This window comes from Pseudomonas sp. RC3H12 (assembly GCF_018596375.1).
GTDB lineage: Bacteria > Pseudomonadota > Gammaproteobacteria > Pseudomonadales > Pseudomonadaceae > Aquipseudomonas.
Map to the genome: position 1 here is coordinate 2,801,869 of NZ_CP075595.1, position 20,600 is coordinate 2,822,468.

Sequence of the window (20,600 nt, forward strand, 5' to 3'; positions counted from 1 at the left end):
TGACCCATGTTCAAGTATATCGGCGACATCGTTAAGGGCACCGGCACCCAGCTGCGCAGCCTGGCAATGGTGTTCTCCCACGGGTTCCGCAAGCGCGACACCCTGCAGTACCCCGAAGAACCCGTGTACCTGCCGCCGCGCTACCGTGGCCGCATCGTCCTCACCCGCGACCCCGACGGCGAGGAGCGCTGCGTGGCGTGCAACCTCTGCGCGGTGGCCTGCCCGGTCGGCTGCATCTCGCTGCAGAAGGCCGAGACCGAGGACGGCCGTTGGTACCCCGAGTTCTTCCGCATCAACTTCTCGCGCTGCATCTTCTGCGGCCTGTGCGAAGAGGCGTGCCCGACCACCGCGATCCAGCTGACTCCGGATTTCGAAATGGCCGAGTTCAAGCGTCAGGACCTGGTGTACGAGAAAGAAGATCTGCTGATCTCCGGCCCCGGCAAGAACCCTGACTACAACTTCTACCGTGTTGCGGGTATGGCGATCGCTGGCAAGCCGAAGGGCTCTGCACAGAACGAAGCCGAGCCGATCAACGTGAAGAGCTTGCTCCCATAAGGACAGAAAGATGGAATTCGCTTTCTACTTCGCATCCGGTGTCGCCGTTGTCTCCACGCTGCGCGTGGTGACCGGCACCAACCCGGTGCACGCCCTGCTCTACCTGATCATCTCGCTGATTTCCGTGGCGATGATCTTCTTCTCCCTCGGCGCCCCCTTCGCCGGTGCCCTGGAAGTGATCGCCTACGCCGGTGCCATCATGGTGCTGTTCGTCTTCGTGGTGATGATGCTCAACCTCGGGCCGGCCTCGGTCGCGCAAGAGCGTGGTTGGCTCAAGCCGGGCATCTGGGCGGGGCCTGTGATCCTCGCCGCCCTGCTGCTGCTGGAGCTGCTCTACGTGCTGTTCGTCACCCCGTCGGGCGCCGCCATCAGCGGTACCACCGTCAGCGCCAAAGAGGTCGGCATCAGCCTGTTCGGGCCGTACCTGCTGGTGGTCGAACTGGCGTCGATGCTGCTGCTCGCGGCAGCCGTCACCGCCTTCCACCTGGGCCGCAACGAGGCGAAGGAGTAAATCATGGGTGCTATCCCTCTCGAGCATGGTCTGGCGGTCGCCGGCATCCTGTTCTGCTTAGGTCTGGTTGGCCTGATGGTCCGCCGCAACATCCTCTTCGTGCTCATGAGCCTGGAAGTCATGATGAACGCCGCTGCCCTGGCGTTCATCGTCGCCGGTGCCCGTTGGGTCCAGCCCGACGGCCAGGTGATGTTCATTCTGGTGATCAGCCTGGCAGCCGCCGAGGCCAGCATTGGCCTGGCGATCCTGCTGCAGCTGTATCGCCGCTTCCACACTCTCGACATCGATGCTGCCAGTGAGATGCGCGGATGAACCTTATCTTCCTGACGTTCGTATTCCCCCTGATCGGCTTTCTGCTGCTGTCGTTCTCGCGCGGCCGCTGGTCCGAGAACCTGTCGGCGCTGATCGGCGTCGGCTCGGTCGGTCTATCGGCGGCCACCGCCGCCTACGTGATCTGGCAGTTCAACGTCGCCCCGCCTGAAGGCGGCGCTTACAGCCAGCTGCTATGGCAGTGGATGTCGGTGGACGGCTTCGCGCCGAACTTCACCCTGTACGTGGATGGCCTGTCGGTCACCATGCTGGGCGTGGTCACCGGCGTGGGCTTCCTGATCCACCTGTTCGCCTCCTGGTATATGCGTGGCGAAGCCGGCTACTCGCGCTTCTTCTCGTACACCAACCTGTTCATCGCCAGCATGCTGTTCCTGGTGCTGGGCGACAACCTGCTGTTCATCTACTTCGGCTGGGAAGGCGTGGGCCTGTGCTCGTACCTGTTGATCGGTTTCTACTACAGCAACCGCAACAACGGTAACGCGGCACTGAAGGCATTCATCGTCACCCGCATCGGCGACGTGTTCATGGCCATCGGCCTGTTCATCCTGTTTGTCCAGCTGGGTACCCTGAACGTGCAGGAACTGCTGGTACTGGCGCCGCAGAAGTTCCAGGCCGGTGACACCTGGATGGTCCTGGCGACCCTGATGCTGCTGGGTGGCGCGGTCGGTAAATCGGCCCAGCTGCCGCTGCAGACCTGGCTGGCCGACGCGATGGCCGGCCCGACCCCGGTTTCGGCACTGATCCACGCCGCCACCATGGTGACCGCGGGCGTGTACCTGATCGCCCGTACCAACGGCCTGTTCCTGCTGGCGCCGGACGTGCTGCACCTGGTTGGCGTCGTGGGCGGCGTGACCCTGGTCCTGGCCGGCTTCGCCGCCCTGGTGCAAACCGACATCAAGCGTATCCTCGCCTACTCGACCATGAGCCAGATCGGCTACATGTTCCTGGCCCTGGGCGTTGGCGCGTGGGACGCGGCGATCTTCCACCTGATGACCCACGCCTTCTTCAAGGCCCTGCTGTTCCTGGCCTCCGGTGCGGTGATCGTCGCCTGCCACCACGAGCAGAACATCTTCAAGATGGGCGGCCTGTGGAAGAAGCTGCCGCTGGCCTATGCCAGCTTCGTGGTCGGTGGCGCCGCCCTGGCCGCCCTGCCGATCCTGACCGTGGGCTTCTACTCCAAGGACGAGATCCTCTGGGAAGCCTTCGCCAGCGGCAACAGCGGCCTGCTGTACGCCGGCCTGGTCGGCGCATTCATGACCTCGCTGTACACCTTCCGCCTGATCTTCATCGCCTTCCACGGCGAAGCCAAGACCGAAGCCCACGCCGGCCACGGCATCAGCCACTGGCTGCCGCTGGGCGTGCTGATCGTGCTGTCGACCTTCGTCGGCGCCTGGATCCACCCGCCACTGGCAGGCGTGCTGCCTGAAAGCGCCGGCCACGCCGGTGGCGAAGCCAAGCACTCGCTGGAAATCGCCTCGGGCGCCATCGCCATCGCCGGTATCCTGCTGTCGGCCCTGCTGTTCCTGGGCAAGCGTCGCCTGGTCACCGCGATCGCCAACAGTGGTATCGGTCGCGTCCTGTCGGCCTGGTGGTTCGCCGCCTGGGGCTTCGACTGGATCTACGACAAGCTCTTCGTCAAACCTTACCTGCTGATCAGCCACATCCTGCGCAAGGATCCGGTTGACCGCAGCATCGGCCTCATTCCTCGCCTGGCTCGCGGCGGTCACGTCGCCATGAGCAAGACCGAGACCGGCCAGCTGCGCTGGTACACCGCTTCGATCGCCGTCGGTGCCGTACTGGTACTCGGTGCCGTGGTAGTGGCCGCGGTATGACCATGAATCTTGCGACTTTGCCAAAGGAAACCAACCCGTCATGATTTTGCCTTGGCTGATCCTGATCCCCTTCATCGGCGGCTTCCTGTGCTGGCTGGGTGAGCGCTTCGGCTCCACCCTGCCGCGCTGGATCGCGCTGCTGACCATGTCCCTGCTGCTTGGCATCGGCCTGTGGCTGTGGGCGAACGGCAACTACACACTGGCCCCGGCGCCGGGTGCCGAACCGGCCTGGGCCCTCGAATACAAGGTCGAGTGGATCAAGCGCTTCGGCATCAGCATCCACCTGGCCCTCGACGGCCTGTCGCTGCTGATGATCCTGCTCACCGGCCTGCTCGGCGTGCTGTCGGTGCTGTGTTCGTGGAAAGAGATCCAGCGCCACGTCGGCTTCTTCCACCTCAACCTGATGTGGATTCTCGGCGGCGTGGTCGGTGTGTTCCTGGCCCTGGACCTGTTCCTGTTCTTCTTCTTCTGGGAAATGATGCTGGTGCCGATGTACTTCCTCATCGCGCTCTGGGGTCACAGCTCGTCGGACGGCAAGAAGACGCGGATCTACGCGGCGACCAAGTTCTTCATCTTCACCCAGGCCAGCGGCCTGATCATGCTGGTGGCGATCCTCGGTCTGGTGCTGGTCAACTACAACAGCACTGGCGTAATCACCTTCAACTACAGCGACCTGCTCAAGGCCGAACTGCCGGCCGGCGTCGAGTACATCCTGATGCTGGGCTTCTTCATCGCCTTCGCGGTGAAACTGCCGGTGGTGCCGTTCCACTCCTGGCTGCCGGACGCCCACGCCCAGGCGCCGACCGCCGGTTCCGTGGACCTGGCCGGTATCCTGCTGAAGACCGCGGCCTACGGCCTGCTGCGCTTCGCCCTGCCGCTGTTCCCGAACGCTTCGGCCGAGTTCGCGCCGATCGCCATGACCCTGGGCCTGATCGGTATCTTCTACGGGGCCTTCCTGGCCTTCGCGCAAACCGATATCAAGCGCCTGGTGGCCTTCTCCAGCGTCTCGCACATGGGCTTCGTGCTGATCGGCATCTACTCCGGCAGCCAGCAGGCCCTGCAGGGCGCGGTGATCCAGATGCTGGCCCACGGCCTGTCGGCCGCCGCGCTGTTCATCCTGGCCGGCCAGCTGTACGAGCGCCTGCACACCCGTGACATGCGCGAGATGGGTGGCCTGTGGCACCGCATCGCTTATCTGCCAGCCATCAGCCTGTTCTTCGCCGCCGCCTCACTGGGCCTGCCGGGTACCGGCAACTTCGTCGGCGAGTTCCTGATCCTGATCGGCAGCTTCGCCCACGTCCCATGGATCACCGTGATCGCCACCACCGGCCTTGTGTTCGGCTCGGTGTACTCGCTGATCATGATCCACCGCGCCTACTTCGGTCCGGCCAAGGCCGACACCGTGCTGGCCGGCATGGACAGTCGCGAGCTGATCATGGTGCTGGGCCTGGCTGGCCTCTTGATCCTGCTGGGCGTGTATCCACAGCCGTTCCTCGACACCTCTGCCGCCACCATGAGCGGTGTGCAGCAGTGGCTCGGTTCCGCTTTCACTCAACTCGCTTCGGCCCGGTAAGAGCGCTATGGAATTCACCACTCAACACTTCATCGCATTGGCGCCGATGCTGATCACCACCATCACCACGGTGGTGGTGATGCTGGCGATCGCCTGGAAGCGCAACCACTCGCAGACCTTCCTGCTGTCCACCGTGGGCCTGAACCTGGCCCTGCTGTCGATCCTGCCGGCGCTGAAGGTCGCGCCCTTGGCGGTGACCTCGCTGGTGACCATCGACAAGTTCGCCTGCCTGTACATGGCGATCATCCTGGTGGCCACCCTGGCCTGCGTCACCCTCGCCCACGCCTACCTCGGCGAAGGCTCCAAAGGCTTCCCGGGCAACCGTGAAGAGCTGTACCTGCTGCTGCTGATGTCGGCACTGGGTGGCCTGGTGCTGGTCAGCGCCAACCACCTGGCCGGCCTGTTCATCGGCCTGGAGCTGCTGTCGGTGCCGGTCTACGGCCTGGTGGCGTATGCGTTCTTCAACAAGCGCTCGCTGGAAGCCGGCATCAAGTACATGGTGCTGTCGGCCGCCGGTTCCGCCTTCCTGCTGTTCGGCATGGCGCTGCTGTATGCCGACGCCGGCGCCCTGACCTTCGACCAGCTGGGCAAGGCCCTGGCCGCTACCAGCATGCCAAGCCTGCTGGCGCAACTGGGCCTGGGCATGATGCTGGTGGGCCTGGCCTTCAAGCTGTCGCTGGTGCCGTTCCACCTGTGGACCCCGGACGTGTATGAAGGCGCCCCGGCGCCGGTCGCCGCGTTCCTGGCCACCGCCAGCAAGGTCGCGGTATTCGCCGTGGTCGTGCGCCTGTTCATGCTCTCCCCCGCCGCCAGCAGCGGCGTACTGAGCACCGTACTGGCAGTCATCGCCGTGGCGTCGATCATCATCGGCAACCTGCTGGCGCTGACCCAGAGCAACCTCAAGCGCCTGCTGGGTTACTCGTCCATCGCCCACTTCGGCTACCTGGTCATAGCCCTGGTCGCCAGCAAGGGCCTGGCCCTGGAAGCCATGGGCGTGTACCTGGTCACCTACGTGATCACCAGCCTCGGCGCCTTCGGCGTGATCACCCTGATGTCCTCGCCATACGCCGGCCGTGACGCCGACGCCCTGTACGAGTACCGCGGCCTGTTCTGGCGCCGTCCGTACCTGACCGCGGTACTGACCGTTATGATGCTGTCGCTGGCCGGTATCCCGCTGACCGCAGGCTTCATCGGCAAGTTCTACATCATCGCCACCGGCGTCGAGTCGCACCTGTGGTGGCTGGTCGGCGCCCTGGTGATCGGTAGCGCCATCGGCGTGTACTACTACCTGCGTGTCATGGTCACCCTGTACCTGGTCGAGCCGAACTTGCGTCGCCACGACGCCCCGCTGAAGTGGGAACAGCGCACCGGCGGCGTGATGCTGCTAGCCATCGCGATCCTTGCCTTCGTGCTGGGCGTGTACCCGCAGCCGCTGCTGGAGATGGTGCAGCAGGCTGGTTTGCAACTGATCGGCTGATCGGCTGCCAGCGTCACTAGACACCCCGCCTCGGCGGGGTGTTCTTTTTTGGGGTCCTACAGATCGTCCCCTGTGCTTCGTCTGCCCTTTGCAGCGTCAGACTCCCGCACCCGATCTGGAACCTCGTCCCCATGCGCCCAACCCTGCCCTACTCCCTGCTGGCCCTGTTCGTCGCCGGCTCCGCCCAGGCCGCCAACCGCGTCGAACTCGACCAGGTGCTGATCCAGGACCATCAACAGTCCGAGCTGGAAGCCGCCGCCGATCACCTGCGTGAAATCCCCGGCGCCAGCAACCTGGTGGACATGGACAAGGTGGGCCAGGGCCGGGTGGCGACCAATCAGGATGTGCTGGCCTACCAGCCGGGAGTGTTCGCCCAGTCGGCGGGCAACGACGGCATCAAGCTGTCGATCCGTGGTTCGGGCATCAACCGTGCGCCGGGTGCCCACGGTTCGGGCGTCTACACGATGTTCGACGGCCTGCCGCTGACAGGTCCCGGCGGCACGCCCTATGAGCTGTTCGAACCGCTGTGGCTGAGCCGCGCCGAAGTGCTGCGCGGTGCCAACGGTTTCGCCCAGGGCTCGCTGGCCCTGGGCGGCGCGATCAACTACGTGACCCACACCGGTTACGATGCCGCGCCCTTGCAGGTGCGCTACGAAGTCGGCAGCCGTGGCTACCAGCGCCGGCACATCAGCTCCGGGCAGGTGCTGGGCAACCTCGACTATTACGTAGCGCTTACCGACGCCGAGTACGACGGCTTCCAGCGGCACAGCAGTGGCAGCGCCAAGGGCATCGCCGCCAACGTCGGCTATCGCTTCAACCCGAACCTGGAGACGCGCTTCTACCTGCGCTACCGCGAGACCGAGAACGATCTGGCCGGACGCCTGACCAAGGATCAGATCAAGCACGATCCACGCGCTGCCAATCCAGTGTATCTGCGCCGCGACGCCAGCCGCCCTCAACCTGGTAGCACCTGGCTGGCTAACAAGACGACGTTTTATCTGAACGATGACTCACGCCTAGAAACCGGCCTTGTCTATCACGACTACCCCATGGACCTTCGCGAAGGCGCCAACCGTCTTAAAGTTGCCTACACCGATGTGAGTGGCACACTCAATTACCATCGCCGCGATACGTTGTTCGGCCACGAAAGCAAAACCACCATTGGCTGGAGAACCACCAAGCACCTTCCCAACAGCGGTGCATCGGAGTTCGTTCGTGTGCAGGAAGCCGGCAACGCGCCACTGGCAGTTGGCGAACGAACCCGCGATTTCAGCTATCAGGGCTCCGATACCGTCTTGCATCTGGGCAACGACCTGGAACTGGTGCCGAATCTCTGGTTGACCACCGGTCTGGCGATGATCTACACCCGCCGTGAAAGCGATGTGACCTATCCTACTGTTGGCGGCAAGGTCAGCCAGCATGACTGGGACTATGCGCCTCGGGTCGGCCTGCGCTACGACATCCGACCTGACTTGCAGGTCTACGGCAATCTGAGTCGTTCGGTCGAACCACCTCATCCCTGGGCGCTTATCTGGAGTTCGCCAAAGGTAAAAGGCCAGCAGTTCCAGACGCAGCCAATTGAAATGCAGAATCAGACTGCCACAACGCTTGAACTGGGCGCGCGTGGCGACTCGGTAATCGGCCGTTGGGACTTGGCTTGGTACTACTCTCAGGTACGGCACGAATTGCTGACTGTCGAGATCGAACCGACCGTCACGGGCGAATTCAATGCCAGCCCCACCGTGCACCAAGGCATCGAAGCCGGCCTGGACAGCCTTCTCTGGGAACAACCCGGCACCGGCAAGCTCAGCCTGCGCCAGGCCTACACCTTCAGCGATTTCCACTACCGCGACGACGACAAGTTCGGCGGCAACCGCCTGCCCGGCATCCCCATGCACTACTACCAGGCAGAACTGCGCTACGACTGGCCGAGTGGTTTCTACGCCGGAGTCAACACGCAGATGGCGTCCAAGGTGCAGGTGGACTACGCCAACAGCTACCATGCCGACGCCTACGCACTGCTCGGCGCACGCCTGGGCTGGGATTCGCCCAAGCGCGACTGGCAGACCTGGCTCGACCTGCGCAACCTGACCAACAAACGTTACGCGGCGACGGTGACGCCGGGGTACAACGATGCCGGGCAGGACATCGCCCGCTCGACGCCGGGGGAAGGGTTCGGGGTTTATACCGGGGTTTCCTACAGCTTCCGTTGACCCCGGGGGGGCGCCTTGCGCCCCATTCAAGACGGCAACTGCACCTGCGGCTTGGTCGAGGCAAAGATCGCCCAGCTGGAAATGAACAGCGCCGCGATCAACGGCCCGATCACAAACCCATTGAGCCCGAACACCGCCAACCCGCCCAGGGTCGAAACCAATACCAGGTAATCCGGCATGCGCGTGTCCTTGCCCACCAGGATCGGTCGCAGAAGATTGTCCACCAGGCCGATCACCAGCACACCGAACGCGGTCAGCACGATCCCCTGCCAGATCGCCCCGGTCAGCAGGAAGTACAGCGCCACCGGCCCCCAGACGATCCCCGCGCCCACTGCCGGCAGCAATGACAGGAACGCCATCAGCACCGCCCACACCAGCACGCTGGGAATGCCCAGTACCCAGAAGATCAGCCCGCCCAGCGCACCCTGGGTGATCGCCACCAGCAGGTTGCCCTTGACCGTGGCCCGCACCACGCGCTTGAACTTCAGCTGCAGACGGCGTTTCTGCTGCTCGGGCAGTGGCACCGCCTGGCGCACCTTGCGCGCCAGCTCCGCCCCCTCGCGCAGGAAGAAGAACAGCAGGTAGAGCATGATGCCGAAGCTCACCAGGAACTCGAAGGTGCCCTGGCCGAAGCTGAACGCCTGGCCGGCGAGGAACTGGCTGCCCTGGGTCGCCCACTTGGTGATCTTGTCGCGCAGGCCATCGAGGTTGCCCATGCCCATGCGGTCGAGGAAATGCTGGGCATAGGCCGGCAGCATGTCCTTGCCCCGTTCGATATAGCCGGCGATATCCAGCTGGCCACTCTCGATGCGCTGGTACAACGCTGCCCCCTCCTGCACCAGCAGGGCGCTGATGATGATCACCGGCAGCACCGCCACCAGCAAGCAGGTGGCCAGGGCCACCGCCGTCGCCAGGTTGCGTCGCCCGCCGCAACGCAGCAACAGGTGGCGTTGCAGCGGTGCGAAGAGGATGCCGAGGATCACCGCCCAGAAGATGGCGCCGGAATACGGCAACATGATCCAGATGAAGGCAATGGTCACCAGGGCCAGCAACACGGTCAGGGCTTTGTTCTGCAGTACGGTTTCGTTCATCGGCGTTCCTCGAGGGCTCAACCATTTAGTGCGCTGCGCATCGGTAAAAGTGCCGTTGACCCAGATCAATACTTGCAAGGCGCCGCCGCCTTAGCATCCGCGCCTTTTGCCCCGGTGCGCACCATGACCTCTCCCGCCAAGCCCGAACTGCTCGCCCCCGCCGGTACCCTCAAGACCATGCGCTACGCCTTCGCCTACGGCGCCGACGCGGTCTACGCCGGGCAACCGCGCTACAGCCTGCGGGTGCGCAACAACGAGTTCGACCATGCCAACCTGGCCCTCGGCATCCAGGAGGCGCAGGCCCTGGGCAAGCGCTTCTACGTGGTGGTCAACATCGCCCCGCACAACGCCAAGCTCAAGACCTTCCTCAAGGACCTGGCGCCGGTGATCGAGATGGGCCCGGATGCGCTGATCATGTCCGACCCTGGGCTGATCATGCTGGTTCGCCAGCACTTCCCACAGATGCCCATCCACCTCTCGGTGCAGGCCAACACGGTCAACTGGGCCAGCGTGAAGTTCTGGCAGGGCATGGGCCTGACCCGGGTGATCCTGTCGCGGGAGCTGTCGCTGGAAGAGATCGAGGAGATCCGCCAGCAGGTGCCAGAGATGGAACTGGAGGTGTTCGTGCATGGCGCGCTGTGCATGGCCTACTCCGGGCGTTGCCTGCTGTCAGGCTACCTGAACAAGCGCGATGCCAACCAGGGCACCTGCACCAATGCCTGCCGCTGGAAGTATGAGGCGACCCCGGCCACCGAGAACGCTACCGGCGACATCGTCCGCGAATTCGAACCCACGCTGGGCATAGGCACCCCCACCGACCAGGTGTTCCTGTTGCAGGAGTCCAACCGCCCGGGCGAAGAAATGCCGGCGTTCGAGGACGAGCACGGCACCTACATCATGAACGCCAAGGACCTGCGCGCCATCCAGCACGTCGAGCGCCTGGCACATATGGGTGTGCATTCGTTGAAGATCGAGGGCCGTACCAAATCGCACTTCTACTGCGCCCGCGCCGTGCAGTCCTACCGCCAGGCCATCGACGACGCCGTGGCCGGACGGCCGTTCGACCGCGGCTTGATGGCCAGCCTCGAATCCCTCGCCCAGCGCGGTTACACCGAAGGCTTCCTGCGCCGCCATGTGCACGACGAGTACCAGAACTACCAGCGCGGCAACTCGGTGTCCGAGCGCCAGCAGTTCGTCGGCGAGCTGACCGGGGCGCGGGTCGATGGCCTGGCCGAGGTCAAGGTGAAGAACCGTTTCGCCGTGGGCGATCACCTGGAACTGATGACTCCGCGTGGCAACTACCATTTCGACCTGCACCGCCTGCGCAACCGTCAGCAGCAGGCCATCGAGGTGGCGCCGGGCGATGGCCATGTGGTCTACCTGCCGATCCCCGAGCAGGTATCCCTGGAGTTCGGTTTGCTGATGCGCGACCTGGAAAGCGCCGAGACGGCTGCCTGACAAATCTGTAATCCGCGCCTCAGCCAGCTGACAGGCACTGGCGGCGAGGATGGTGGCAGTTTCGTAGCGAGAGCACGCCATGCCACCGACTCCAACCCGCCGCACCTTCGTCAAGGGCCTGGGCGCCGCCACCGCCCTGGCCGGCCTCGGCCTGTGGCGCCCGCTGGCCCAGGCAGCAGAGGGGCGCTTGCCGCTGCACGACCTGAGTGGCCAGCAGTTCGAACTGTTCATCGGCCAGACCGCGGTCAATATCACCGGCCGCCCACGCACCGCGCAGACCATCAACGCCAGCCTGCCCGGCCCGCAGCTGCGCTGGCGCGAAGGCGACACCGTGACCCTGCGCGTGCGCAACCGCCTGGACCAGCCCACCTCGATCCACTGGCACGGCATCATCCTGCCGGCCAACATGGACGGCGTGCCGGGGCTGAGCTTCGCCGGCATCGAACCGGGCGGCGACTACCTCTACCAGTTCACCCTGCGCCAGAGCGGCACCTACTGGTACCACAGCCACTCCGGCTTGCAGGAGCAGGCCGGCGTGTACGGCGCCATCGTCATCGAACCCCGCGAGCCTGAGCCGCACAGGTACCAGCGCGACCATGTACTGCTGTTCAGCGACTGGTCGGACCAGGCGCCGGAAGCGCTGATGGCTACGCTGAAGAAACAGTCCGACGCCTTCAACTACCACAAGCGCACGGTGGGTGACTTCATAAACGATGTCGCCGAAAGCGGCTGGCGCAACACCCTCGACAACCGCTGGGCCTGGGCGAAGATGCGCATGAGCCCCACCGACCTCGCCGACATCAGCGCTGCCGGCTACACCTACCTGCTCAACGGCCAGCCACCGGACGGCAACTTCACCTGCCTGTTCCAGCCCGGCGAAACCGTGCGCCTGCGCCTTATCAACGCTTCGGCGATGACCTATTTCGACTTTCGCATCCCCGGCCTGAAGCTCACGGTGATCGCCGCCGACGGCCTGCCGGTGACCCCGGTTACCGTGGACGAACTACGCATCGCCGTGGCCGAAACCTATGACGTGCTGGTCACCGTGGGCGACCTGCCCGCCTACACCTTGTTCGCCCAGAGCATGGACCGTACCGGCTTCGCCCGTGGCACCCTGGCCCGCGCCGCTGGATTGCAGGCTCCAGTACCCGAGCCGGATCCACGCCCGGTGCTGAGCATGGACGACATGGGGCATGGCGGCATGGGCCAGATGGACCATTCGAACATGCCGGCGATGGACCACGGCAGCATGGCGGGCATGGACCACTCGGCCATGGCCGGCATGCCCATGATGCAAAGCCACCCCACCAGCGAGACCGACAACCCGCTGGTGGACATGCAGACCATGGCCCCCCGCGCCAACCTCGCCGACCCCGGCATCGGCCTGCGCGGCAATGGCCGCCGGGTATTGACCTACGCCGACCTGCGCAGTCCCTATCCCGACCCGGACGGGCGCGAACCGTCACGGGACATCGAACTGCACCTGACCGGACACATGGAACGCTTCGCCTGGTCGTTCGACGGCATCAAGTTCAGCGATGCCGAGCCGCTGCGTCTGAAGTATGGCGAGCGGGTGCGCATCACCCTGGTCAACGACACCATGATGACCCACCCCATCCACCTGCATGGCATGTGGAGCGACCTGGAAGATGAACAAGGGCGCTTCCTGGTACGCAAGCACACCCTCGACATCCCTCCCGGCAGCCGGCGCAGCTACCGTGTGACCGCCGACGCCCTGGGCCGCTGGGCCTACCACTGCCACCTGCTCTACCACATGGAGACCGGCATGTTCCGCGAGGTACGGGTCGATGAATGAGAACTGCAACCGCCGTATCGTCACCGGTGTCGCACTGATGGCCTTGCTGGCCAGCGAACGGACCCTGGCCGCAGGCATGGACCATAAGAACCACGGCGCCATGCCAATGGACCACGGCCAGATGAGCCATGGCAGCATGCCCATGGACCACAGCCAGATGAACCACGCGGCGACGCCCCCCGACCAACCACGCACACCCTTGCCGGTAGTCACCGACGCCGACCGCCGCGCCGCCTTCCCGCTCCTGCCAGGGCATCAGGTGCACGACCGGGCAACCAACTGGGCAGTGATCGTCGACCAGCTGGAGTACCAGAACTTCGAAAACAGTGGCGCCCTGAACTGGAACGCCACCGCCTGGGTCGGCGGCGATATCGACCGCCTGTGGCTGCGCACCGAGGGTGAACGCGAACAGGGCAAGACCCACAAAGCTGAGCTGCAGGCCCTCTGGGGCCATGCCATCAGCCCCTGGTGGGAGCTGGTCGGCGGTCTGCGCCAGGACTTCAAGCCCGCCAGCGGCCAGGCCTGGGCAGCCTTCGGCATCCAGGGCACGCCGCTCTATGGCCTGGAGCTGGAAGCCACCGCCTACGCCGGCGAGCGGCAGCAGACCGCGCTGCGCCTGGAAGCCGGTTACGCTATGCTGCTGACCAATCGCTGGATCCTCGAACCCACCGTCGAAGCCAACTTCTTCGGGCGCAATGACGCCGGGCGCGAACAAGGCGCGGGGCTGGCCGAAAGCGAGGTGGGCCTGCGCCTGCGCTACGAGATCACCCGGGCGTTCGCGCCCTATGTCGGGGTCAGCTTCAACCGCCTGCACGGCAACCGCGCCGAGCAGGCCCGGGAAAATGACGAGGACAGCGGCCAGACCCGGTTGGTGGCCGGGGTCCGCCTGCGCTTCTAGCCACCCGGTCAATGAATCATGCTGTTTCACAGGAGCTTCACCATGCTGCGCAAACACCTGCTCACTCTCGGCCTGCTGGCCATCACCGGCCTGGCCCAGGCCGCCGAGACCATCGACGTCTACCGCGACCCCAACTGCGGTTGCTGCAAGGAATGGATCAAGCACCTGGGCGACAACGGCTTCACCGTCAACGACCATGTCGAGCCGAACATGAGCGCGGTCAAGCAGCGCCTGGGCGTGGCGCCACGCCTGGCCTCGTGCCACACCGGGGTAATCAACGGCAAGTTCGTCGAGGGCCATGTGCCGGCCGAGCAGGTACGCCTGCTGGCCAACCGCTCCGATCTCAAGGGCCTGGCCGTGCCCGGCATGCCCATGGGCTCGCCGGGCATGGAGATGGGTGACCACAAGGACGCCTACCAGGTCATCGGCGTGACCCAGGACGACCGGGACACCGTGGTCGCCAACTACTGATGCTCAGCCTCTGGGCGCTGTTCCTCAGCGCCTTCGGCGCCGCGACCCTGCTGCCACTGCAATCGGAGGCGGTGCTGGTCGGGCTGCTGCTGCGCGACCCGCAAGCCTGGGCAACCCTACTGCTGGTCGCCACGCTCGGCAATGTGCTGGGGTCCATCGTCAACTGGCTGCTGGGCCGGGCCATCGAGCACCTGCGCGACAAACGCTGGTTCCCGTTCAGCGCCCGCCAGCTGGAGCGCGCCCAGCAGCGCTACCAACGCTGGGGGCAATGGTCGTTGCTGCTGAGCTGGATGCCGGTGATCGGCGACCCGCTGACCCTGATCGCCGGGATCATGCGCGAACCCTTCTGGCGCTTCGTACTGCTGGTCACCTTGGCCAAGGGTGGCCGCTACATCGTGGTGGCGATGATCACCCTGGGCTGGTTTCAGACCGGGTAACACGTTTCACGGCGGGTAGCAGCCAGCGGCTGCTACAGTCGCTCTATTCCTACCTGGACGGAGTGCTCCCATGTTGCGCGCAACTGCCCTGGCCCTGGCCTACCTCATCACCGGCACGGCCATCGCCGCCGAGCCGCCAACCTACGGCAAGCAACTCGAAGGCTTCGCCTACCCGTACCCCTTGCAGCACTTCGACTTCCAGTCCCAGGGCCAGGCCTTGCAGATGGGCTACATGGACGTTCCCGCCAAGGGCAAGGCCAACGGCCACAACCTGGTGCTGATGCACGGCAAGAACTTCTGCGCCGCCACCTGGGAAACCACCCTCGATGCGCTGAGCCAGGCCGGCTATCGGGTCATCGCCGTGGACCAGATCGGTTTCTGCACCTCGAGCAAACCCGCACATTACCAGTACAGCTTCCAGCAACTGGCCGACAACACCCATGCGTTGCTGGCCAGCCTGGGGGTGGACAAGGCCATCGTACTCGGCCACTCCACCGGCGGCATGCTCGCCACCCGCTACGCCCTGATGTACCCGCTACAGGTGGAACGCCTGGCCATGGTCAATCCCATCGGCCTGGAGGACTGGAAAGCCCTGGGGGTGCCCTATCGCACCGTGGATCAATGGTACGCCCGGGAGCTGAAGCTCGACGCCGAGGGTGTGCGCAATTATGAGCGCACTACCTACTATGCCGGGCGCTGGAAGCCCGAGTACGAGCGCTGGGTGCAGATGCTGGTTGGGCTGAACAAGGGCCTGGGGCACGAGGCGGTGGCATGGAATTCGGCGCTGATCTACGACATGATCTTCACCCAGCCAGTGGTGCACGAGTTCAAGGACCTTAGGATGAAGACCCTGCTGCTGATCGGTGACCAGGACACCACGGCCATCGGTAGCGATATCGCCCCGCCCGAGGTGAAGGCCATGCTGGGCAGGTACAAGACCCTGGGAGCGCAGGTGGCCGGGTTGATTCCGAAGGGTGAACTGGTGACATTCGAAGGGCTCGGGCATGCCCCGCAGATCGAGGAACCCGGGCGGTTCCATAAGGCGCTGATCGACTGGCTGGGGCGCTGAGGCCCCAGACCAGTGCTGACGCTAGTGTGGTGTTTTGCAAATACGACCGGTTAGTTGTGGAACACCCTACTAGGCCCCGCGAGCTACGGGCAGCGCCTCGAGTTGGCGAACGGCGGAGCTACACTTTCTCTCCAGCGCATCCGTCATGGCGATCGCCCGGAAACCTGCAAGCGGCACGGGCTCCTGCCTCCGATGCCCGAAAAGATCGCCGAAGGCATGGGTCTGCCCCAGCGCCTTGTGCTCCAGCACCATCGCGGCGATCTTCTGCTCAGACACACTGCCCTGCCCGGCCAGCGACTCGAAATGCCCGAACAGTCGAGACAGCGGGCCCACAGGATCCTGCAGCGACTTCATCGCCGCGTGGAAGTCATCGAGCTTCGGTAGATAGCCGTCAGCGCCGAAACCGAACTTCACCTCTTTCAAAACCTTGGCAGGATCAATTCCGCCATCGGCCGATACCTCGGTTGGCGCAACCCGCTCGATGGCCTGCGCCTGGACTGCATCGCCCTGGCCACTGGCGACCAGTACCGGTCCCGTGGCACGCGCCGCGCCGTTTGTCTCTTCGACCGTGCTTGCCGCTGGCGGCGCAGGCCGTTGGGCAAACCGCTCGATGAACTGTGTTTCAACATCCTTGATGAACGTGACCACTGCGGCGGCCCCCACCTGATCAGGGTCAGGGAACTCGGCGAATCGCGCGGCAAGGAACCCTACCGCATCAAGGACCTTGCCAGCGGCCTGTCGATCATTGCGCATCAGTTCGATATTGGCCGGGGACTGCGATTCGATGAACGAAAAGCCGTTGGTGATATCGAGCTTGTTGATGCCTGTATCTACCCGCAACTCGGCGACAAGCTGCCCAAGCATGGCGACATTCGTGAACAGGCAACAGGTGCTGCGCATGATATTGCTGCCATTCAGCTGCTCTGTGTAAGTGTCTATGAACTGTTCAAGCGAGAGCTTTTCCAGCTTGGCCGTTATTCGGCTGGCTTGCGACCTCATGACCTCAGGCAGCCCCTTGGCCGCCCCCTCGTTCAACGAACTCATCACATCCGACGCCGACGTCGGAGCCTGTTGGGCAACCGGAGCCGTACTTATGCGAAAGCCAAGAAGTTTGGCAACGGCAATGAACAGCCGCATCAGGATGCCATGTTTCTGCGGCTCCTCCTGACGGGCCAACCGCTGCGCGGTATCGGTAGTCTTGACCTGCGCGCAGTCACTGCGCTCGTTGAGTGGGTTCAGGCTGGCACCAAATACCCAACCTGTGGAAACCGATTCAATCACTCTGCAAACCCCTATCAAAGTACTGGTAAAAAGGACCGCGTCCTCAGTCGATATGCATGCTTCTCGACGCGCTCAAGCCATAACGCCCGCGGCCCGGAATGCCTGGTTGTCGTTACGCAGGATCTCCTGGAGGAGCTGGAGCACTTGGTTGATCAATTTCGCCTCCTCATCGGTGTGGCGCTGGAACTGTTCCTTCTGGTTGCCGGCAACCGTTGCTTCAAGCTCCTGCTCCTTGGCCCAGACATCCTGCAGCGACTTGATGGCGTGGGCGATGCCGGTGGCGAACCCAGCCCCACTTTGTGCCACACCATTGAGCGTGTGCAGGATGGTGTTGCGGGTATCGATGCCGTTCTGCAGATGCTTGACCTCGATACGATTGGAGTCGATCTGCTTTTTCGAGGCCATTGTCACCTTGCCAGGCTGACCATACCTGGCGCTATGGCTGGCTTGCTCCAGGCTCTTGATCGTGCGCGCATCACCCAGGTTTCGGAGCATGCCGGTGGTGCCACTGGCCAACGTGATAACACTCAAAGCACCACTGACAGCCGCCGAGGCGAACAGCGCGTTGCTGGCGGTTCTCATCCAGCCGATCTGTTCCTTGCTGGCCTGCACGCTGACCTCAGCCTGGGCTCTGCGCCCTTGCGCGTTACCGTCGCGCACCTGCATGGCAGCGCGGAGAATGGCCAGCAGGCTCTGAAGATCCTGGCTGCAGGGCGTCGCCCGTGGCGCATCCAGGCCGACCTGCCCTGGCCGCTCGCCGGTCGTCGCTTGCGCTGCTGGGCTGGGCATGGCCGGCATCGCCCACAAGGGCTTCGCGGCATTCTGCCCCTCGATGAGCGATGACGGCGAGTCGAGGACGGACAATTGATCGATGTTGGTAATAGACAGACTCATGATTGCTCCTTGATCAAGCGATGAAGTTTCGACTGGCGATATCCGCGCAGGCTTTGTGGCGTGCGCTCAGCATTTCCAGCATTTGCTCGATGTGTTGCTGCTTTTTTGCGAGTAGTTGTTCAAGTTCCTTGGCCAGTTGCTCGAGATAGCCGTGGCCCTGCTCCAGCACCAGGCGCATTTCGGCCAGTTGCGCCTCGCTGCGCAGCGCCAGCCCTTGCATGACCGAACTGGCCGCCTCACTCGCGCCCGACAGTGTGGTGGTCGCCATGCTGGCACCGCTCAAGGTCATCTGCAGCTTGGCCTGGGTGCCCGCGCTGGCAGCCGAGGAGCCCCCGCTGCAGGCCACACTCTGGATTTTCTGGCCCACCGAAAGGGCAACCTGTGCAGCCTTGCCACTCACCCTGCCGGCCACTTTGGCCGCGACCACCGCAAGGCTGCCGCCACAGGTGAGCACCACCGAGGCAAGCGCCAGGGCGACTTCCACCGCCATCAGCGCAGGCCCGAGGTACTTCATCACTTCTTTGGAGATATACCCGTCCTCGGCCGCCTGGTTCAACGACATGGACACCACCCCCATGACGCCACCGGCGATCATCAGCGCGCCCGCCACGGCGCCCAGGCCCGTCGCAACCATCACCGTGCCGACCACAATGGACACGATGGCCGCTGCCCAGCCGAAGACCTTGGCAAAAACGCTCGCCGTGCCGGCGTCCTGGTGGCGCTGGGTCACCTCTGCCATTTTCTGCGCGTTGAGCGCCATCTGCTGGCGGTTCTGTTCGGTCATCAGCCGAACCTGCTGCAGGTTGAGTTCGGTCTGGCGGGCGCCCAACCGGCTCAGCAGTTCAGTGAGGCGGATATCCAGCTCGGCATCGGAGATCTCTCCGGCGAGCTGCCCGAGTATCAATGCCCCGACATCGGGTACCGTGGCCAATGCCGGCTGCATGAAGCGCCCGGGGTCGACACTTTTATCGAGCAGGCCGTGAAGGTGCCGTCCTGTTGCCAAGGATTCCTGAATCAACGGAGGATCCAACCTGACACTGCGATCAGGCCGCAATGGTGTGTCTACCGAGGCCATGCCGGTATCGCCTGGCAAGCGGACGGCAGTACCCGTCACTGGCGTTTCAATCTCGCTTGCAGCGGCGACCACCCGCGGTTCAGCGACGAAATGTTCAGTTCGCATGGCTCGCAGCCTCCTTCTGTCGCAATGCCTCAAGCAGCGCCTGCGCCCTGCTCGCCAAGCCGCCATGTTCACCGCTCTCTGCCAGCACCTGCGCATGTTCGTAGCCGCTGCGCGCCGAAACCAGGTCACCCAGATGCTGCTGGCATTCAGCGGCATGCAAGCAGAAGCGTGGGTCGTGCGGTGCGAGCATTGCGCCGTAGGCGTAGGCAGGCAACGCCTCCTGATAACGCTCCAACGCCTGGTAGCAGGCCGCCACCCCGAGAAATGCCCGGGCGTCGTAGTGGTCGAGCGCCGCCAGCCCCTTGAACATCGTCAAGGCATCCTCCAGCCGCCCCGCCTGGTAGAAGCCGAATGCCTGGGCATAGAGCGTTTCAAGCTGTGCCGCGCCAACCCCGCGCAACATGGCGAACGTGCCACCCTCAGCGAAGAAGCCTTCGATCGCCTCGGCCTCGATGGCATCGGCGCCTCTGTGTTGTGCTGCAGTCATCAATCACCTCAGTTCTGCATAATCTTCGACAGCATCGAGTACCATGTCTCGACGAACTTCATCATCACCTCGGTGGAGGTGGTGTACCGCGACCCCACGTCATTGAGCAGGGTGGTCTGCTCGGTCACCTTGTCGTTGACGATGCGGGTGCGATCGCTCAAGGCCTGGGAGAAGTTGGCCAGCGGGTTATTGTCCTTGTGCCATTTGTATTGCGATTGCAGGCCATCCATCGGTCCGCTGACCCTGTGTGGACGACGATCATTGCCGCTGGGCGTGCTTGCCAGGAACTGCTGCACCGTCACGCCTGCACTGCCGTACGAAGCAAGCAATCGGCGTTCAGGGCTGGTTTCCCAGGCAGCCGCATCCAGGTCGTACAACTTCGGGTCAAAAAGGTTGAAGCCCGAATCCTGAAGATCGAAGGTGCCTTTGGCTGCCATGACCACGTTGACCTTGGACTGGATCACGCTGAAGATCTTCAGCTCCGCGGTGAGGCTCTTCAGCTGCTCGCTGAGCTCGATACGCTCGGTCTTCTGCTTGCGCATGCGCAAACCCATCGCCGCCATTACCAGCTCGTCCGTGCGTAGCCGTTCGCCCAGGTTCACCAGCTGCACGGGGGCGCCCGGCAACCACGCCGCATAGGCTTCCAGCAACTGGATCAGCGCATCGACAGGCTGGTCGGGCAGCGGATGCGGCAGCAGGCTGTCGAAGTAGGGTCGACTCTGCGCCAATCGCGCCTGCCCCTCGGGGCCCAGCAAGGTCTCGATGACCTGCCGCCGGCGCTCGCGGCTCAAAGGCAGGCCTTGATCATCCACAGCCGTAATCGCTTTCTGGTCGAGAAACCCCTCCACCCTCTGAATGTCGACCCAGATCTGCGAGGGTGCCACGCGATCGACAGGCGGCAAGGGGTCTGGGCGATTGAATGCGTCGATAGTCATCATCTGTTCCCGGTTGGCTGGGTACCCCGTCTCGAGGTGAGGCTGGCCATGACCAGTCTGAGGTACCGACAGATGAAGTCTATTGAGGCAGT

Annotated in this window: 19 protein-coding genes; 13 read left to right on the forward strand and 6 right to left on the reverse strand. The window is 64.0% G+C overall.

What is annotated here, in order from left to right; all coding sequences use genetic code 11:
• Positions 1-6: 6 nt before the first annotated feature.
• The 7 genes from nuoI to KHO27_RS12720 all read left to right on the forward strand — a co-directional run bounded on the left by nuoI (position 7) and on the right by KHO27_RS12720 (position 8,491).
• On the forward strand, positions 7-555 hold the full coding sequence (gene nuoI, locus KHO27_RS12690) for an NADH-quinone oxidoreductase subunit NuoI (protein ID WP_003251442.1): 549 nt from the start codon (positions 7-9) through the stop codon (positions 553-555).
• 10 nt (positions 556-565) lie between these two features.
• Positions 566-1,066, forward strand: coding sequence for an NADH-quinone oxidoreductase subunit J (gene nuoJ / locus KHO27_RS12695; protein ID WP_023631348.1), 501 nt, complete (start codon positions 566-568; stop codon positions 1,064-1,066).
• 3 nt (positions 1,067-1,069) lie between these two features.
• Positions 1,070-1,378, forward strand: coding sequence for an NADH-quinone oxidoreductase subunit NuoK (nuoK, locus tag KHO27_RS12700; RefSeq protein WP_023631349.1), 309 nt, complete (start codon positions 1,070-1,072; stop codon positions 1,376-1,378).
• Complete coding sequence (gene nuoL / locus KHO27_RS12705) at positions 1,375-3,228, forward strand: NADH-quinone oxidoreductase subunit L (RefSeq protein WP_102685133.1); 1,854 nt, start codon at positions 1,375-1,377, stop codon at positions 3,226-3,228. Before nuoK ends, nuoL begins: the two co-directional genes overlap by 4 nt.
• Before the next feature lie 40 nt (positions 3,229-3,268).
• Positions 3,269-4,801, forward strand: a complete 1,533-nt coding sequence (gene nuoM, locus KHO27_RS12710) for an NADH-quinone oxidoreductase subunit M (protein WP_102685132.1) — start codon at positions 3,269-3,271, stop codon at positions 4,799-4,801.
• 7 nt (positions 4,802-4,808) lie between these two features.
• Positions 4,809-6,278 carry an NADH-quinone oxidoreductase subunit NuoN gene (gene nuoN, locus KHO27_RS12715; RefSeq protein ID WP_102685131.1) on the forward strand — a complete coding sequence of 490 codons (1,470 nt, stop codon included), beginning with the start codon at positions 4,809-4,811 and terminating at the stop codon, positions 6,276-6,278.
• A gap of 131 nt (positions 6,279-6,409) precedes the next feature.
• Positions 6,410-8,491, forward strand: coding sequence for a TonB-dependent receptor family protein (locus tag KHO27_RS12720; RefSeq protein WP_214501925.1), 2,082 nt, complete (start codon positions 6,410-6,412; stop codon positions 8,489-8,491).
• Positions 8,492-8,517: 26 nt separating this feature from the next.
• Here KHO27_RS12720 and KHO27_RS12725 read toward each other — a convergent pair whose 3' ends face one another.
• Complete coding sequence (locus KHO27_RS12725; RefSeq protein ID WP_110700806.1) at positions 8,518-9,582, reverse strand: AI-2E family transporter; 1,065 nt, start codon at positions 9,580-9,582, stop codon at positions 8,518-8,520.
• A gap of 123 nt (positions 9,583-9,705) precedes the next feature.
• On the opposite strand from KHO27_RS12725, the gene trhP reads away from it, so the two are divergent.
• The 6 genes from trhP (at position 9,706) to KHO27_RS12755 (ending at position 15,731) form a co-directional block, all read left to right on the forward strand.
• On the forward strand, positions 9,706-11,040 hold the full coding sequence (gene trhP, locus KHO27_RS12730; protein ID WP_214501926.1) for a prephenate-dependent tRNA uridine(34) hydroxylase TrhP: 1,335 nt from the start codon (positions 9,706-9,708) through the stop codon (positions 11,038-11,040).
• A gap of 79 nt (positions 11,041-11,119) precedes the next feature.
• Positions 11,120-12,856, forward strand: coding sequence for a copper resistance system multicopper oxidase (locus KHO27_RS12735; protein WP_110700810.1), 1,737 nt, complete (start codon positions 11,120-11,122; stop codon positions 12,854-12,856).
• The gene (locus KHO27_RS12740) at positions 12,849-13,754 is read left to right on the forward strand and encodes a copper resistance protein B (RefSeq protein ID WP_110700812.1); all 906 of its coding nucleotides are present in this window, start codon (positions 12,849-12,851) and stop codon (positions 13,752-13,754) included. Before KHO27_RS12735 ends, KHO27_RS12740 begins: the two co-directional genes overlap by 8 nt.
• A 42-nt stretch (positions 13,755-13,796) precedes the next feature.
• Positions 13,797-14,225, forward strand: coding sequence for a DUF411 domain-containing protein (locus KHO27_RS12745; protein WP_110700814.1), 429 nt, complete (start codon positions 13,797-13,799; stop codon positions 14,223-14,225).
• A complete protein-coding gene (locus KHO27_RS12750; RefSeq protein ID WP_110700816.1) occupies positions 14,225-14,662 on the forward strand; it encodes a YqaA family protein in 438 nt (145 codons plus the stop codon). Before KHO27_RS12745 ends, KHO27_RS12750 begins: the two co-directional genes overlap by 1 nt.
• Positions 14,663-14,732: 70 nt before the next feature.
• Positions 14,733-15,731, forward strand: coding sequence for an alpha/beta fold hydrolase (locus KHO27_RS12755; RefSeq protein WP_214501927.1), 999 nt, complete (start codon positions 14,733-14,735; stop codon positions 15,729-15,731).
• Positions 15,732-15,800: 69 nt separating this feature from the next.
• Here the strand turns inward: KHO27_RS12755 and KHO27_RS12760 are convergent, their stop codons facing one another.
• The 5 genes from KHO27_RS12760 to KHO27_RS12780 all read right to left on the reverse strand — a co-directional run bounded on the left by KHO27_RS12760 (position 15,801) and on the right by KHO27_RS12780 (position 20,385).
• Positions 15,801-17,012 carry a hypothetical protein gene (locus KHO27_RS12760; protein WP_214501928.1) on the reverse strand — a complete coding sequence of 404 codons (1,212 nt, stop codon included), beginning with the start codon at positions 17,010-17,012 and terminating at the stop codon, positions 15,801-15,803.
• 72 nt (positions 17,013-17,084) lie between these two features.
• Positions 17,085-17,876: a YopD family type III secretion system translocon subunit gene (locus tag KHO27_RS12765; protein WP_158539573.1), complete on the reverse strand. Its 792-nt coding sequence runs from the start codon at positions 17,874-17,876 to the stop codon at positions 17,085-17,087.
• 43 nt (positions 17,877-17,919) lie between these two features.
• On the reverse strand, positions 17,920-19,053 hold the full coding sequence (gene sctE, locus KHO27_RS12770) for a type III secretion system translocon subunit SseC family protein (RefSeq protein ID WP_214501929.1): 1,134 nt from the start codon (positions 19,051-19,053) through the stop codon (positions 17,920-17,922).
• Positions 19,054-19,075: 22 nt separating this feature from the next.
• Positions 19,076-19,573, reverse strand: a complete 498-nt coding sequence (locus KHO27_RS12775; RefSeq protein ID WP_110700826.1) for a SycD/LcrH family type III secretion system chaperone — start codon at positions 19,571-19,573, stop codon at positions 19,076-19,078.
• Between the two features lie 8 nt (positions 19,574-19,581).
• On the reverse strand, positions 19,582-20,385 hold the full coding sequence (locus KHO27_RS12780) for a virulence-associated V antigen (protein WP_214501930.1): 804 nt from the start codon (positions 20,383-20,385) through the stop codon (positions 19,582-19,584).
• Positions 20,386-20,600 lie beyond the last annotated feature (215 nt).